The 13,006-nt window shown below is 68.6% G+C and carries 15 protein-coding genes; 6 read left to right on the top strand and 9 right to left on the bottom strand.

Annotation, left to right across the window (positions count from 1 at the left end; translation table 11 throughout):
* The first annotated feature begins 150 nt into the window (after positions 1 to 150).
* On the top strand, positions 151 to 486 hold the full coding sequence (locus N536_RS0111175) for a hypothetical protein (protein ID WP_029113689.1): 336 nt from the start codon (positions 151 to 153) through the stop codon (positions 484 to 486).
* 59 nt (positions 487 to 545) lie between these two features.
* On the opposite strand, the gene N536_RS0111170 is transcribed toward N536_RS0111175, so the two are convergent.
* Positions 546 to 1,148 carry a TetR/AcrR family transcriptional regulator gene (locus N536_RS0111170; protein ID WP_036435956.1) on the bottom strand — a complete coding sequence of 201 codons (603 nt, stop codon included), beginning with the start codon at positions 1,146 to 1,148 and terminating at the stop codon, positions 546 to 548.
* A gap of 93 nt (positions 1,149 to 1,241) precedes the next feature.
* On the opposite strand from N536_RS0111170, the gene N536_RS38065 reads away from it, so the two are divergent.
* The gene (locus tag N536_RS38065; RefSeq protein WP_036435955.1) at positions 1,242 to 2,387 is read left to right on the top strand and encodes a serine hydrolase; all 1,146 of its coding nucleotides are present in this window, start codon (positions 1,242 to 1,244) and stop codon (positions 2,385 to 2,387) included.
* Here the strand turns inward: N536_RS38065 and ptsP are convergent.
* The 4 genes from ptsP to N536_RS0111145 are packed head-to-tail and all read right to left on the bottom strand — an operon-like array spanning position 2,376 to position 7,237.
* On the bottom strand, positions 2,376 to 4,805 hold the full coding sequence (gene ptsP, locus N536_RS0111160; RefSeq protein ID WP_029113687.1) for a phosphoenolpyruvate--protein phosphotransferase: 2,430 nt from the start codon (positions 4,803 to 4,805) through the stop codon (positions 2,376 to 2,378). The two genes, N536_RS38065 and ptsP, sit on opposite strands and share 12 nt — an antisense overlap.
* 5 nt (positions 4,806 to 4,810) lie before the next feature.
* Positions 4,811 to 5,440: a dihydroxyacetone kinase subunit DhaL gene (dhaL, locus tag N536_RS0111155; protein ID WP_029113686.1), complete on the bottom strand. Its 630-nt coding sequence runs from the start codon at positions 5,438 to 5,440 to the stop codon at positions 4,811 to 4,813.
* 15 nt (positions 5,441 to 5,455) lie between these two features.
* Positions 5,456 to 6,454, bottom strand: coding sequence for a dihydroxyacetone kinase subunit DhaK (gene dhaK / locus N536_RS0111150; RefSeq protein WP_029113685.1), 999 nt, complete (start codon positions 6,452 to 6,454; stop codon positions 5,456 to 5,458).
* A gap of 12 nt (positions 6,455 to 6,466) precedes the next feature.
* The gene (locus N536_RS0111145) at positions 6,467 to 7,237 is read right to left on the bottom strand and encodes an MIP/aquaporin family protein (protein WP_029113684.1); all 771 of its coding nucleotides are present in this window, start codon (positions 7,235 to 7,237) and stop codon (positions 6,467 to 6,469) included.
* Between the two features lie 145 nt (positions 7,238 to 7,382).
* On the opposite strand from N536_RS0111145, the gene N536_RS0111140 reads away from it, so the two are divergent.
* On the top strand, positions 7,383 to 8,129 hold the full coding sequence (locus N536_RS0111140) for an IclR family transcriptional regulator (protein WP_029113683.1): 747 nt from the start codon (positions 7,383 to 7,385) through the stop codon (positions 8,127 to 8,129).
* 24 nt (positions 8,130 to 8,153) lie between these two features.
* Entirely contained in the window at positions 8,154 to 8,819 is a 666-nt protein-coding gene (locus tag N536_RS0111135) for a hypothetical protein (RefSeq protein ID WP_029113682.1), read from the top strand.
* Here the strand turns inward: N536_RS0111135 and N536_RS0111130 are convergent.
* On the bottom strand, positions 8,816 to 8,995 hold the full coding sequence (locus N536_RS0111130; protein WP_029113681.1) for a hypothetical protein: 180 nt from the start codon (positions 8,993 to 8,995) through the stop codon (positions 8,816 to 8,818). The two genes, N536_RS0111135 and N536_RS0111130, sit on opposite strands and share 4 nt — an antisense overlap.
* A 39-nt stretch (positions 8,996 to 9,034) precedes the next feature.
* On the opposite strand from N536_RS0111130, the gene N536_RS0111125 reads away from it, so the two are divergent.
* Positions 9,035 to 9,460, top strand: coding sequence for a hypothetical protein (locus N536_RS0111125; RefSeq protein ID WP_029113680.1), 426 nt, complete (start codon positions 9,035 to 9,037; stop codon positions 9,458 to 9,460).
* Between the two features lie 18 nt (positions 9,461 to 9,478).
* On the opposite strand, the gene N536_RS0111120 is transcribed toward N536_RS0111125, so the two are convergent.
* The 3 genes from N536_RS0111120 to crcB (N536_RS0111110) are packed head-to-tail and all read right to left on the bottom strand — an operon-like array spanning position 9,479 to position 11,300.
* The gene (locus N536_RS0111120; RefSeq protein ID WP_029113679.1) at positions 9,479 to 10,543 is read right to left on the bottom strand and encodes a DUF190 domain-containing protein; all 1,065 of its coding nucleotides are present in this window, start codon (positions 10,541 to 10,543) and stop codon (positions 9,479 to 9,481) included.
* Positions 10,540 to 10,908, bottom strand: a complete 369-nt coding sequence (gene crcB / locus N536_RS0111115; RefSeq protein WP_029113678.1) for a fluoride efflux transporter CrcB — start codon at positions 10,906 to 10,908, stop codon at positions 10,540 to 10,542. Before crcB (N536_RS0111115) ends, N536_RS0111120 begins: the two co-directional genes overlap by 4 nt.
* Positions 10,905 to 11,300 (bottom strand): fluoride efflux transporter CrcB, encoded by a 396-nt coding sequence (crcB, locus tag N536_RS0111110; protein WP_029113677.1) that lies wholly within the window; start codon positions 11,298 to 11,300, stop codon positions 10,905 to 10,907. The genes crcB (N536_RS0111115) and crcB (N536_RS0111110) overlap by 4 nt, the downstream gene beginning before the upstream one ends.
* A gap of 70 nt (positions 11,301 to 11,370) precedes the next feature.
* Between crcB (N536_RS0111110) and pgm the strand changes: the two genes are divergently transcribed.
* Positions 11,371 to 13,005 (top strand): phosphoglucomutase (alpha-D-glucose-1,6-bisphosphate-dependent), encoded by a 1,635-nt coding sequence (gene pgm / locus N536_RS0111105; protein ID WP_029113676.1) that lies wholly within the window; start codon positions 11,371 to 11,373, stop codon positions 13,003 to 13,005.
* Position 13,006: the final 1 nt, after the last annotated feature.

Here is a 13,006-nt window from a genome sequence, read left to right as displayed (position 1 = left end):
CCGACCCACGGGTGTTTAGCGCTCCCGAAGCGCCGGGTACCAGCCCGTGGGGGGTCGTGAGCTGCCATCGCGGCAGTGATCCAGATGGGCACGTCAACGGGTGGTGTCGCAGAGTGCGGCAGCGCTGACGAGCCGAAAGGAGCACACACGATGAATCTGAAGAAGATCGCCGCCGAGGCGGCATTTGCAGGCGCCGTCGGGTTCGCCGCTCTTGGGGCTACCACCGGCCTCGCACAGGCCGATCCGATGTGGCCGACACCACCGCCGCCCATTCCGGGTCCGGGCGTCAATCTCGGCGGGCCAGGCAATCCGCTGCCTCCTGGGCAGAACTACCAGCCCCCGCCGGGACACAGGGATGTAGCCGTGCCGGTGTGGGCGCCGCCCGCGCCTCCGCCACCGCCGTGGGCGCCGTGGGCGCAGGTGGTGTGGAATCCCGACGTCCCGGGTTGGGGCATCTGGGTGAACGGCGGATTTACGCCGGTCTAATTCCCACGAATGGGGACGGCCGCCTTGCCATTTGGCAAGGCGGCCTCCTTCGTTTGGCGCTAGTGCGTCTGGTCGACCATGGCGATCAGCGCGTCGATCGCTCGATCCACGCGAGGCCGGTCGCCCGTCAGGAGTAGATCGAGTTGAAGCCCGCGCACCTGCGCCAACAACAAGGTGGCGAGGGTGTCTGCCTCTTCGGCGGGATGGCCGATGCGCACCAGCTGTGCCGAGATGACGGCGAGCCAGTCATCGATGCTCGACTGCGCCAGTTCGGCGACGCGGCCACCGCCTCGTGTTGCCCGGCCCACGAGCTCGAAGAGGAGGGCGAACTGCCGTTGTTCGGCGGGTTCGCACAGGCGTTGCCACGTCGTGCGCAGAAGTTCGGAGGCGGGGTGGGCGGATCGCAGCTGCTCGTCGTCAGCGAGTCGGGCGACGAAGTCGGTGCGGATCTTCTCGATGACCTGCAACAGCAGGTCCTCCTTCGACGTGAAGTGCCGCAGCAGTGTTGCGTGGGTGACGCCGAGAGCGCTGGCCATCTCGCGCAGCGACAGATCACCGATGCCGTGGTCGAGCACGTATTCGGTGGCGGCGGCCAGCAGTTCCGGCCGTCGGTGCTGGTGGCGGAGAGTGCGTCCGTCCACGCGGTCTTCCTGCACGGGCATGTCAGCGACCTCTTCATGTAGGCGTACCAAGTGGTTGTCATAACCATTCGGTACGGCTATGTTAGCCCTACCGTCCCCGAATGAGAGGTCGACATGGCCGGCCACACCCCGTCCTCCTTGATCGAGTTGGGCTTGTTCACTGGAATTCCGCAGCACGAGAACTTCTCGCGTGTGCCGGATCTCATTCCCACCAGCAAGATGTCGCCCTCCTCGACGCCACACGACTGGTCGGTGACCGATCAGATCGACTTTCCGGACACCTACGCGTTCGGCGGTGAGAGCCGCTCGGCGGCGGACTTCGTCGTGGAAACCGACACCGCTGCGCTCCTGGTGCTTCGCGACGGCGCCATCTGCTACGAGTGGTACGGGCTGACCGGTGGGCCAAACGTTCCGTGGATCTCGATGTCGGTGGCCAAGAGCGTCATCTCGGCGCTGGTGGGCATTGCCGTTGATGAGGGCCACATTTCGAGCATCGATCGACCCATCGGTGACTACATCCGCGTGACGCCGGGCTCGGCCTATGACGGCGTCTCGATCAAGGACGTGCTCCAGATGTCGTCGGGTGCGCGGTGGAACGAGGACTACCACGATCCGGCGTCGGACATCTATCGGCTAGCTGCCGCGATGGGCGATGGCGGAACCCTCGAAGACTTCGTCGCAACGATGGTGCGCGACAACGAACCGGGGCGCCTCTGCCGCTACAACTCGGGCGATACCCAAGCACTCGGCGCGCTACTGGTCAGCGCGACCGGTCGGTCGATCACCGACTACATGCAGGAAAAGCTCGTCGAGCCACTCGGATTCAGTTCGACCGCATACTGGTTGATCGACTCCGCTGGCATGGAGGTGGCCTTCGCGGGGCTCGTCATGACCGCGCGGGACTACGCCAAAGTCGGTGAGCTATTCCGCAACGGCGGCCGATGGCAGGGCAGGCAGATCGTTCCGGAGTCATGGGTCAGCGCATCACTGACCTCCGACGCCGATCACCTGCAGCCGGGTCGCCCGGTGGTGGGCAGCCATCCCCTCGGCCTCGGATACGGATATCAGTGGTGGCTTCCCGCAAGCGATTCCGGTGAATTCAGCGCCATCGGCGTGTACAACCAGTTCGTCTACGTAAGCCCGACCACGAAGACCGTCGTCGTCAAGCTGTCTGCGAACCACATGTACGGCACCAGCGATGACGAGTCCACCAATCGCGAACTCGAGACCATCGCCTTCCTCCGCCGGCTAGCCCAGTAACTCCCGCACCGCGACCGGTCCGTCAGCCGACAGGGCCTCTTCGGCGAGCCGGCGTGCCGCGCCGGTGTCGACCGCACGCACCGCCTCCTTCGTCGCCGGGATGGCAGGCGGCGTGACGGACAGCGCGTCGACACCCAATCCCAGCAGCAACGCTGCGGCGCGCTCGTCGGCGGCGAACTCACCGCACACCGACACCGACGCGCGCCCAGCCGCGCCCAGGCAGGTCGCCCGCACCAAGCTCAGCAACCCAGGATCGAACGTGTCGCCGATCGCGGCGACGGCGTCGTTGTTGCGGTCGGCGGCCAGGGCGTACTGCGTGAGATCGTTTGTGCCGATGGAGAAGAAGTCGACGTGACGGGCGAACGCGGCCGCCTTGAGCGCCGCCGCGGGCACCTCGACCATCATGCCGACCTGCAGTCCCGCCGGCCGCTCGCGGCCGGTGCGCGCGATCGCCTCGTCGAGCAGCCGACGCCCCGCGAATAACTCGTCGAGTGTCGAGATCATCGGGAACATCACGCTGACCGGTGTCTGCTCGGCCAGCCGCACCATCGCCAGCAGCTGATCGGCCAGCAGTTCGGGATGCGCCAGCGACAGCCGGATGCCGCGGACGCCGAGGAACGGGTTCATCTCCGCGGGCGTGGGCAGGAACTCCAGCGGCTTGTCGCCGCCGACGTCGAGCGTGCGCAGCGTAATCCGCCGCCCATCAAGCGATTCGGCGATCTTGCGGTAGACGGCGAACTGCTCCTCGACGTCCGGCGCGTCCTGCCTGCCGAGGAACAGGAACTCGGTGCGTACCAGGCCGGCGAAGTCGGCGCCCTGCGCGGCCGCCGCCCGCGCGTCGTCGACCGAGCCGATGTTGGCGCCCACCGCAACGGTGACGCCGTCGCGGGTGACCGCCGGTTCTCCTGCGTGGGCCTTCGCCTCGGACTGACGCCGGGCGAGCGTGGCCACCCTGGCCGCGAAGTCGCGTTGGACGTCCTGGGGCGGGTCGACGACGAACTCGCCGTGGGTGCCGTCGAGTGCCACCGGCGTGCCGTCGGGTATCGACAGCACCGTGGGCCCCGCGCCGACGATCACCGGAATTCCCTTGGCCCGCAGCAAGATAACGTTGTGGGCGTGCGGGCTGCCGAACGCCAGCAGCACGCCGGCCACCTGGTCGGGATCGAGTTCCGCCGCCTCGGCAGGCGTGAGGTCGGCCGCGACCAGGACTCCTGCAGTGGCCGATGCCGGCGCGGTGCTGCCGAGCATGGCCCGCAGCACCTGATCGCCGACGGCGCTGACGTCCTCCGCCCTGGCCCGCAGGTAGGGATCCGACATCGCCGCGAACTCCGCCGCGAGGTGCTGCATGGCCGCCGCCCACGCCGCCGGCGCGGACATGCCGCCGTCGATGCGTTGCCGGACGGCGGTGAGCAACTCGTCGTCGTCAAGCAACAGTTGGTGAGCGTCGAATATCGACGCCTCCGCCTCACCGACCTCCCGCGCGGTTCGATTGCGCAGCTGGCTGATGGTGCGGCGCACCCCGGCGATGGCCTTGCTCAGGCGGCGCCATTCCGCCGCGGGTTCCTCGGCGGGCTCGTCGGGAACCTCGATCGTGCTCAGCCGCGCCGAGCGGGCGGGGCCGATGCCCAGGCCGGGGCCGGCGCCGATGGGGGCTTGGGCCACAGCGGGTTCCGGGGTGGCAGTCGGGGCCGTCAGTGACTCGTCGAAGTGGCGCGCGGCGAGGGCAAGTACGTGGTCCAGTGTCTCGGCGGCTTGACTGCCCGAGACGCGCACCTCGACCTCGTCACCGCAGCGGACTCCCAACGTGGCCAACTTCGACAGGCTGCCTGCGTCGACCCACGCCGATTCGCTGCTGCGGTTGCGGATTCGCGCGCGGGCGTCGCGGCGGCGTACCTCCTGCACCAGCCGCGCTGCGGGCCTGGCGTGCAGGCCGTGCGGGTTGGCGACGACGAACGCACCCGCCAACTCGTCGGCATCGCCCGGCTCGTCGGTGACCTCCGTGACGGGAGTGGGGCCGAGGTGCCCGATCTTGCCGGCCAGTGCTCCTGCGGCTTCGGCGACCACCTCGTCGATCGACGCTCCGCCCGCCGCGGCGACCGCGGCGACGACCAGTCCCTCCACCAAGGGGGCGGGGCACAAGCGGACGCGGTCGCGGGCGTCGTCGTCGAGCAGTTCACAGGCGAGTTCGGCCGACAGTACGGCGCTTCCGAGGTCCATCAGGACCACCACCCCGTGGCCCTGGTCCGCGGCGGTGATGGCGTCGACGATCGCGGCGGCGTCGGTGCCGAAGGTGGTTTCATCCAAACCGGCGGCGATGGTGATGCGAGTTGGCTTGCCGTGCAGCATTTCCTGAGCCAGTGCGGTGGCCGCCCTGGCCAGCGCCCTGCTGTGTGATACGACGACGAGTCCGACGGTCATGGCGCTCACCCGCCGGCGAATGCGGTTGCGGCGGCGGCGATCAACATCGCCGCGGACGTGGCGCCCGGATCCTGGTGACCGACGCTGCGCTGCCCGAGATAGCTGGCCCGGCCCTTGCGGGCGACCATCGATTCCGTGGCGTCGCGGCCGTCCGCGGCTGCCGTCGCCGCGGCCGACAGTGCGGCCGGCAGGCCGGTGTCCGAGGCGAGAGCGGCGTCGAGCGCGTCGAGTGCGGGTGCCAGCGCGTCGTACATGGTCTTGTCACCGGACTCGGCGCGCCCGCGCTGCACCACGCCCTCCACGCCGGCGCGAAGCGCCTTGGCGAAGTCGGCGGCGGCCACGGTGTCGGACGTGCCCAGTGGGGGAGCCATGCGCAGGAAGAACGTGCCGTACAGCGGTCCGCTGGCTCCGCCGACAGACTTCACCAACGTCATGCCGACCTGTTTGCACAGTGCCGACATGTCCACGGGCGCAGACTCTTCCAGCGTGGCGAGCACCGCCGTCATGCCGCGTTGCATGTTGATGCCGTGGTCGGCGTCGCCGATCGCGGCGTCGAGGTCGCTGAGCAGTTGCGCGTTCTCGTCGATCACCCGGCCGAATTCGCGGATCCAGCCGGTCAGGGCGGCTACGTCAATGGTGTCGTTGGTCATTCAGCATCCCCTTCGCAGCGCCGGGGTGTGGACCGGGTGGTCCCACAGCCGCAGCATGTCGTCGTCGGCCCGCAACAGCGTGACCGAGCAGCCCGCCATGTCGAGGCTGGTGATGTACGGACCCACCAGTGAGCGTGCGACGCGGATGCCTGCCTTGTCCAGGATCGCGGCGTACTCGGCGTACATGACGTACAACTCGATCAGCGGCGTGCCTCCCATGCCGTTGACGAACAGGATGACCCCGTCGTCTCCGGCGAAGTCGAGGTCGGAGAGCACGGGGTCGAGCATCAGCTCGGCGATCGCGCGGGCGGGTTGCATGGGCAGGGTCTGGCGACCCGGTTCGCCGTGAATGCCAACGCCCACTTCGATTTCGGTGTCGGACAACTCGAACGTGGGGTGTCCGACCGCGGGTACCGTGCAGGACGTCAGCGCGACACCCATGCTGCGCGACGCCGCGTTGGCCCGACGGGCGACGTCGGCGACGTCGGCGAGGCTGCGGCCCTGGTCGGCTGCCGCGCCTGCGATCTTCTCGACGAGCACGGTGGCGCCGACGCCGCGGCGGCCGGCGGTGTAGGTGCTGTCCTGCACCGCGACGTCGTCGTCGATGAGCACGGACTCCACGGTGATGCCTTCGGCGTCGGCCAGTTCGGCGGCCATCTCGAAGTTCATCACGTCGCCGGTGTAGTTCTTCACGATGTGCAGCACGCCAGCACCACCGTCGACGTTCTTGGTCGCCTCCAGCATCTGGTCCGGCACCGGGGAGGTGAAGACCTCACCGGCGCAGGCGGCGTCGAGCATGCCGCGCCCGACGAAGCCGCCGTGCAATGGTTCGTGCCCCGATCCGCCACCCGAGATCAGGCCGACCTTGCCGGTGACCGGTGCGTCACCGCGGTAGATGATGCGGTTGGTGTGGTCGACGCGGAGCTCGGGGTGCGCTATGGCGATGCCGCGCAGCGCCTCGCTGATGACGTCGGCCGGGTCGTTGATGAGTTTCTTCATGGGACGGGCTCCTCAGGCTGCGGCGGTGGTCTGGACGGCGGGGGACGGGCTGTGCTCCGGCTCGGGGATTGCGTCGGCGCGGGTGCGCGAGATCGCCACGTAGGTGAGGGCGGCGAGTGCGCCGGCCAGGAGCTCGGCGGCCAGATAGACGGGCAGCTGACTCCACGACACAGAGCCGCCGGCGATCTGCTGGACGAGCATGGGGCCAAACGTGCGCGCGGGATTGATCGACGCGCCCGTGGCGGGGGCGACGGGGATGATCGCGGCGAACACGACCAGTCCGATCGCGACACCGGCGAACCCGGCGGAGGCCTTGCGGTGTATCACGCCGAAGACGGTGAACACGAGAATGAAGGTACCCACGAATTCGGCGAAGAAGGCCTGTACGGGGCTCACGCTCGCCGCATAGGTGGCGACCCCGAGGCCGGCGTCGCGGGCCGCCGTGCCGAGCACCCCGAGGATCGCGGCCGCGCCGATGATCGCGCCGACGGCCTGGGCGGCCATGTAGGCGGGCACCCGTGACCACGGGAACTTGCCGGTGACGGCAAGGCCCAGCGTGACGGCCGGGTTGATGTGATTGCCCGAGATGTGTCCGAGCGCGTAGACGGTGGCCACGACCACGGTGGCGAAGGCGAACGAGATCATCCCGAGGTCGGCCATCGTGAACGGGGCATCGCCGTTGACGATGATCGTCGCGGGTACGGACCCCACGCCGACGAACACCAGGAACGCCGTGCCGACCACTTCGGCGGCGAGTTTCTGGATGATTGACGGCTCGTCCATGGTGCTCTCCCTTGAGTCAGGTGACCGATGCTTAGTCGACTATCTCGGATCACATTCGACATTATCGAATGTGATCTGGACCATACGCTTATGCTTCGAGGGCCACAAGGGTGAATGTGGGCACTTTCGACGAGAGGCGGACGGGATGATCCAGGCCGTGGATCGCGCGCTGCGCATCCTCACCGTCCTGCAGGGTGGACGCCGGATGAGCCTGGGGGAGATCGCCGCTGCGATCGACCTCGCCCCGTCCACGGTGCACGGATTGGTCCGCACGCTGTTGGCCCACGGCATGGTGGCGCAGGAACTCGATTCCGCTCGTTACCGGCTGGGTCCGGCGACCCTGCGACTGGGCAACGTCTATCTGGACACCCTCGAATTGCGCTCGCGCGTGGCGATTTGGGCCGAGGGGCTGGCACGCCGGACCGGGTGCGCGGTCCGGACCGGAGTGCTGCTGTTCGACGAGGTCGTGGTCGTCGCCCATGAGCCCCGCCCCGACGGCACCCGTCAGATGCCGGAAGTCGGGATCGTCATCCCCGCGCACGCCAGCGCGCTGGGCAAGGCACTGCTCGCGTTCGGTACCGACTTCAAGGCCGACGAGTTGCGCAGCATGACCGGTGAGACGATCACCGATCCGGCCGTGCTGACCGGTCAGTTGGAGCAGGCTCGGGCGACGGGGATCGCGACCGAAGTCGAAGAAGCGGTGCTGGGTGAATGCGGCGTCGCCGCAGCGGTTTTCGACTCCTCCGACGAGGCCACCGGTGCCGTCGGACTCGTCGTCCCGGCCGGACGGTGGCCGTTGCCGCCCGACGCGTTGGATGCGTTGCGCGATACGGCCAGGACGGTCTCCCGTGAACTGGGTGCTCCGGTCTGGCCGCCGCGGCGCTATCACTGACGGTCGCGGTGGCATTCTGGCCGTATGGGATTGCTGTTTCGCCTGGCCGAGCTGCTGATCGTGCTGGTGCCACTGGTCGGCGTGATCGTCGCGGGCGTCAGGGCGTGGCAGCGCGCGCAGTCACCCGAGCAGTCGGCCAACCCTGCCTACGACGACGTGGCCGCCACTCCGGCGGAGCGCACGAGGAATGCGGCCGCACAATGGCGGGCCATCACCCGCACCCTCGACGAGCACGCCAGGACCGACGACCGCTGGCTGGACTACGAACTCGACGTGACCAAGCTGCTCGACTACCCGCTCATGACCGACATGCGTGACCCGCTGATTACGGCGTTTCACAAGGCGAAACTCCGCGCGGATGTCTTGCGGCCGGCGAAGGCCGAGGACCTCGTCGACGACAGAGCGTCGGCCGAGCGCTATCTGAGCGCGGTCGAGGACTACGTGACGGCCTTCAACACCGCTGAGGCAGAGGCGATTCGCCGGCGCCGCAGCGACTTCTCGAGAGAGGGGCAACAGCGGATCGCGCGTGCGCACAGCCTGCTGCGCGTAGCCGCCGATCCCAGCGCGACGCAGCAGGAGCGTGAGCGGGCCTACGAGGTGGCGGGGCGCGAACTGGAGGGCCTGCTGGTGCTTCCGGCCACGACGCGCGCGGGAATCGAACGCGGCATCGCGGGCGAGATCGACGGCTAGCGCCCGTCTACGTAGGCGAGCAGCCGGGGATCGTCGGAGGTGAACCTATCGACCTCTTCGCCGCCGTCGCACCGCAACAGCGCGATCGTCACACCGCGGGACGTCCGGGAGACCACCTGCCAGGTGGCGCCGGCGTCCTCCCACCGAACGAGTTCTGCAACGCGATCGCGGTCCACGCTCCCCAGGATTCCACGGCGCTGTCGTAGGCTGCGGCCGTGGATGTGGGATCACGTGTGGCGCTTGGCGCCGTGTTCGTGTGGTTGGGCATGGTCGTGGCGATCTCGTTCCTCGAAGCCCCGTTGAAGTTCCGCGCCCCCGGGGTGACGCTCGCGGTCGGATTGGGCATCGGCCGCTTGGTCTTTCGCGCCTTGAACGCCTGCGAGTTCGTGCTCGCGGTGGTCATCGCCGCGTCACTGTTCACGCGAGCCACGTCGCTCGCGATCGACGTGCCGATCGCCGTCGCGATCGGCACGCTGCTGATCCAGAACGTGGTGGTGCGGCCGCTGTTGTCCCGGCGTACGGAGGCGGTTCTCGCAGGCGAGGAGGGGCCGCGGTCGCGCGCCCACTACGTCTACATCGCCCTCGAGCTGGTCAAGGTCATCGCGCTGATTGCAGCGGGCGTCCAACTCACGGCCGGGTGAGGCGGTCTCGCATCGCCCTCAGGCTTGATCGAACCGCCCGAGCGCGGTGCCGCCGCGTCGTTCACTCCCGTCGATGCTGATGAGTGCGGGCACCAATTCGCTGGTGACGACGCCGTGGCGACCGGTCAATTCATCGATCACGTCGAAGCTGGCCGCGATGCGGTCGGGGTTGTCCACGACGATCGTCGTCACCGGCACCTGTCGGCCCAACTGAACCAGCCTGTCGCCGTGTGGCGGGTGATCGCCGTGGAAACCCCAGACGCCGCGCAGCACCGTCGCGCCTCGGCTATCGGGGATGCCTTGCAGCTTGCGCACGATGGCCCGGTGGATCGGCTCGCCGTCGTGCAGCGTGGCTTCGGACGTGTAGACCATCAGCTTCTGCCACAGCGCCCGTCCATCGCGGTCGGAAGCGGGCACCGAAAGCGGACGGGTCAGCAACTCCCCGTCGCGCTTGCACAGCTGCGCCCGCTCGACCGTCAGCAGCGGACGGTGCAACATGCCCTCCAGCTGCGGCAGCACCTCCGCTACCCGCGCTCCGGCGCCGACGGCGATGATCATCACGGGGACGTCGGCATTGCGGCCGAAGAAGTGGGCGCGGTGCCGCTGCCCGTGAGCGGTGCCATCGACACCGAGAAACACTGCGGTACTGGCGAATTCGTGGCGGTGGAGCAGCTCGCACACCGCGCGGTAGGCCTGGTGCCCGGACACCCGCTCCTGCCTGCCGACGTACACCGTGAGCTTGGCGGTCTCCGGCATGGACGACGCCGACCGGCCGATGAGGCTGGCCCGCTCGAGGGTGATCAGGCCGCGGGTGGTCAGCTCGACGGCGCGTTCGGCCAACCCAGCGATCTTCTCGGCGGCGTCGACCGCGGCGATCGCGACCGGAAGGTCCTCGGACATGCTCAGCGACTGATCACTGCGCAACTCGTGTCGCGGCCCGAATCCGGCGATGCCACGCAGGACCACGCTGGTCGCGACCTCGCTCTCGGCGTAGAGGCCGAGCAGCTCGTCGGAGAGGAACCTGTCCCCGTGCCGCTGCCGTTCGCCGAAGTAGGCGGTGAGCTTGAGCAGATCCTCGGTCACAGCGCATGTCCGATCGACAGCCCGAGCCACGCCGCGGCCAGCCCGAGCACCACGCTGACGGCGACGTTGGCGAACGCCCGCAGCACCTGGCGCTCCTCGCCTAGCCGCTGCGTCTCCAGCATCCACGTGGAGAACGTCGTATACGAGCCGACGAAGGCCGTACCCGCCAGCAGGGCGACGTGCGGGCTGAACGCGAGCCCACCGAAGAAGCCCAGCAGCAGTGCGCCGCTGAGGTTCACCGCCAGCGTGCCGAACGGGAACCGGCCGCCCACCCGCGCCAACACCGCGCGGTCGACCACGAAGCGGAGCACGGCGCCGATGCCGCCGATGACGAGGACGCCCGCCCAGAGCGCCGCCGTCGTCACCGGATCCGCACCCGGCGCACCAACACGGTGGCGAGATAGACCGCCAACAGTCCCGCGGCGACGCTGGCCGACGTGTAGGCGACCGCAAGGCCGTAGTGCTGGTGTTCCAACATGCGGACGGTTTCGACTTGCATGGTGGAGAACGTCGTCAACCCGCCGCACAGGCCGGTGCCCAACAGCGGGCGGCGATAACTCGAAACCGGCAACCTCTCCAACAGGCGAGTGGTGAAGTAGCCGAGCAGGAAGGCGCCCACGACATTGGCCACGAAGGTCGGCCACGGCCAACGGCCGGGGTTGCCGTCAGCAAGCATCTCGAGACCGGCGCGCGCGACCGTTCCCACGGCACCACCGATGAACACGGCGGCCAATTCCCGGTTGTCGTGGGCGAACACGAGACAAAAGTATCGTCGCAAGTCTTCGAGCGCCGGACGCTGGGATTGGAACAGGGGCAGAATCTTCTAGATGGCGGCCAATCCCCGCGCCGGACAAGTGGCGCAACCAGACGACCTCATCGACGTGGCCCAGGTGGTCACCGCCTACTACACCGTGGTTCCCGACCCAGGGGAGATCGCGCAGCAGGTGGCGTTCGGCACGTCCGGGCACCGCGGCTCCAGCCTCGACGCGGCGTTCAACGAGGCGCACATCCTCGCCACCACGCAGGCGATCGTCGAGTACCGCGCCGCGCAGGGCACGACGGGCCCGCTGTTCATCGGCCGCGACACCCACGCATTGTCCGAGCCGGCGTGGGCGTCGGCGCTGGAGGTGCTGGCGGCCAACGACGTGGTGGCGATGATCGACGCCGCCGACCGGTACACGCCGACCCCGGCGGTCAGCCACGCCATCCTCACCTTCAACCGGGGGCGCTCCGCCGATCTCGCCGACGGCATCGTCGTCACGCCGTCGCACAACCCGCCTCGGGACGGCGGCTTCAAGTACAACCCGCCCAACGGCGGCCCCGCCGACACCGACGCGACCGGGGTGATCGCCAAGCGCGCCAACGAGATTCTGCGTGGCGGCCTGGCCGATGTGAAGCGGATCCCGCTGGCCCGCGCGCTGACGACTGCGCAGCGGCACGACTACCTCAACGCCTACATCGAGGACCTGCCGAACGTCGTCGACGTGCACGCGATCCGCGCCGAGGGGATCAAGATCGGCGCCGACCCGCTGGGCGGTGCCAGCGTGGACTACTGGGGCGCGATCGCCGAGAAGCACGGGCTCGACCTGACCGTCGTCAATCCGCTTGTAGACGCCACCTGGCGGTTCATGACGCTGGACACCGACGGCAAGATCCGGATGGACTGCAGTTCGCCCAACGCGATGGCGTCCCTGATCGCCAACCGCGATGCGTATCAGATCGCCACGGGCAACGACGCCGACTCCGATCGGCACGGCATCGTCACGCCCGACGGCGGACTGCTCAACCCGAACCACTACCTGGCGGTCGCCATCGACTACCTGTACACCCACCGGCCGTCGTGGCCCGGCTCCACCGCCGTCGGCAAGACAGCGGTGAGCAGCTCGATCATCGACCGGGTGGTGGCCGGGCTGGGTCGCAAGCTGATCGAGGTGCCGGTCGGGTTCAAGTGGTTCGTCGACGGGTTGATCAGCGGCACAATCGGTTTCGGTGGCGAGGAGAGCGCGGGAGCGTCGTTCCTGCGCACCGACGGTTCGGTGTGGACGACGGACAAGGACGGCATCATCCTGGCGTTGCTGGCTTCGGAGATGCTCGCGGTGACGGGTTCGACGCCGTCGCAGCGCTACGCCGAGCTGGCCGAGAAGTACGGCGCCCCAACGTATGCCCGCATCGATGCGCCCGCGGATCGGGACCAGAAGGCACGCCTGGCCAAGCTGTCGGCCGAGCAGGTGACCGCGTCGGAACTGGCCGGTGAGCCGATCACCGCGAAGCTGACCACCGCGCCGGGCAACGGCGCCGCGCTCGGCGGGCTGAAGGTGACGACGGAGAACGCCTGGTTCGCCGCGCGGCCGTCCGGCACCGAGGACGTCTACAAGATCTACGCCGAGTCGTTCAAGGGGCCCGAGCACCTGGCACAGGTGCAGGACGCGGCCAAGGAGTTGGTGAACAGCGTCATCCAATAAA

It is taken from the genome of Mycobacterium sp. URHB0044 (assembly GCF_000620625.1).
Lineage (GTDB): Bacteria > Actinomycetota > Actinomycetes > Mycobacteriales > Mycobacteriaceae > Mycobacterium.
The sequence above is the reverse complement of the archived record's forward strand: the minus strand, read 5'-3'. Positions and strand labels throughout refer to the sequence as shown.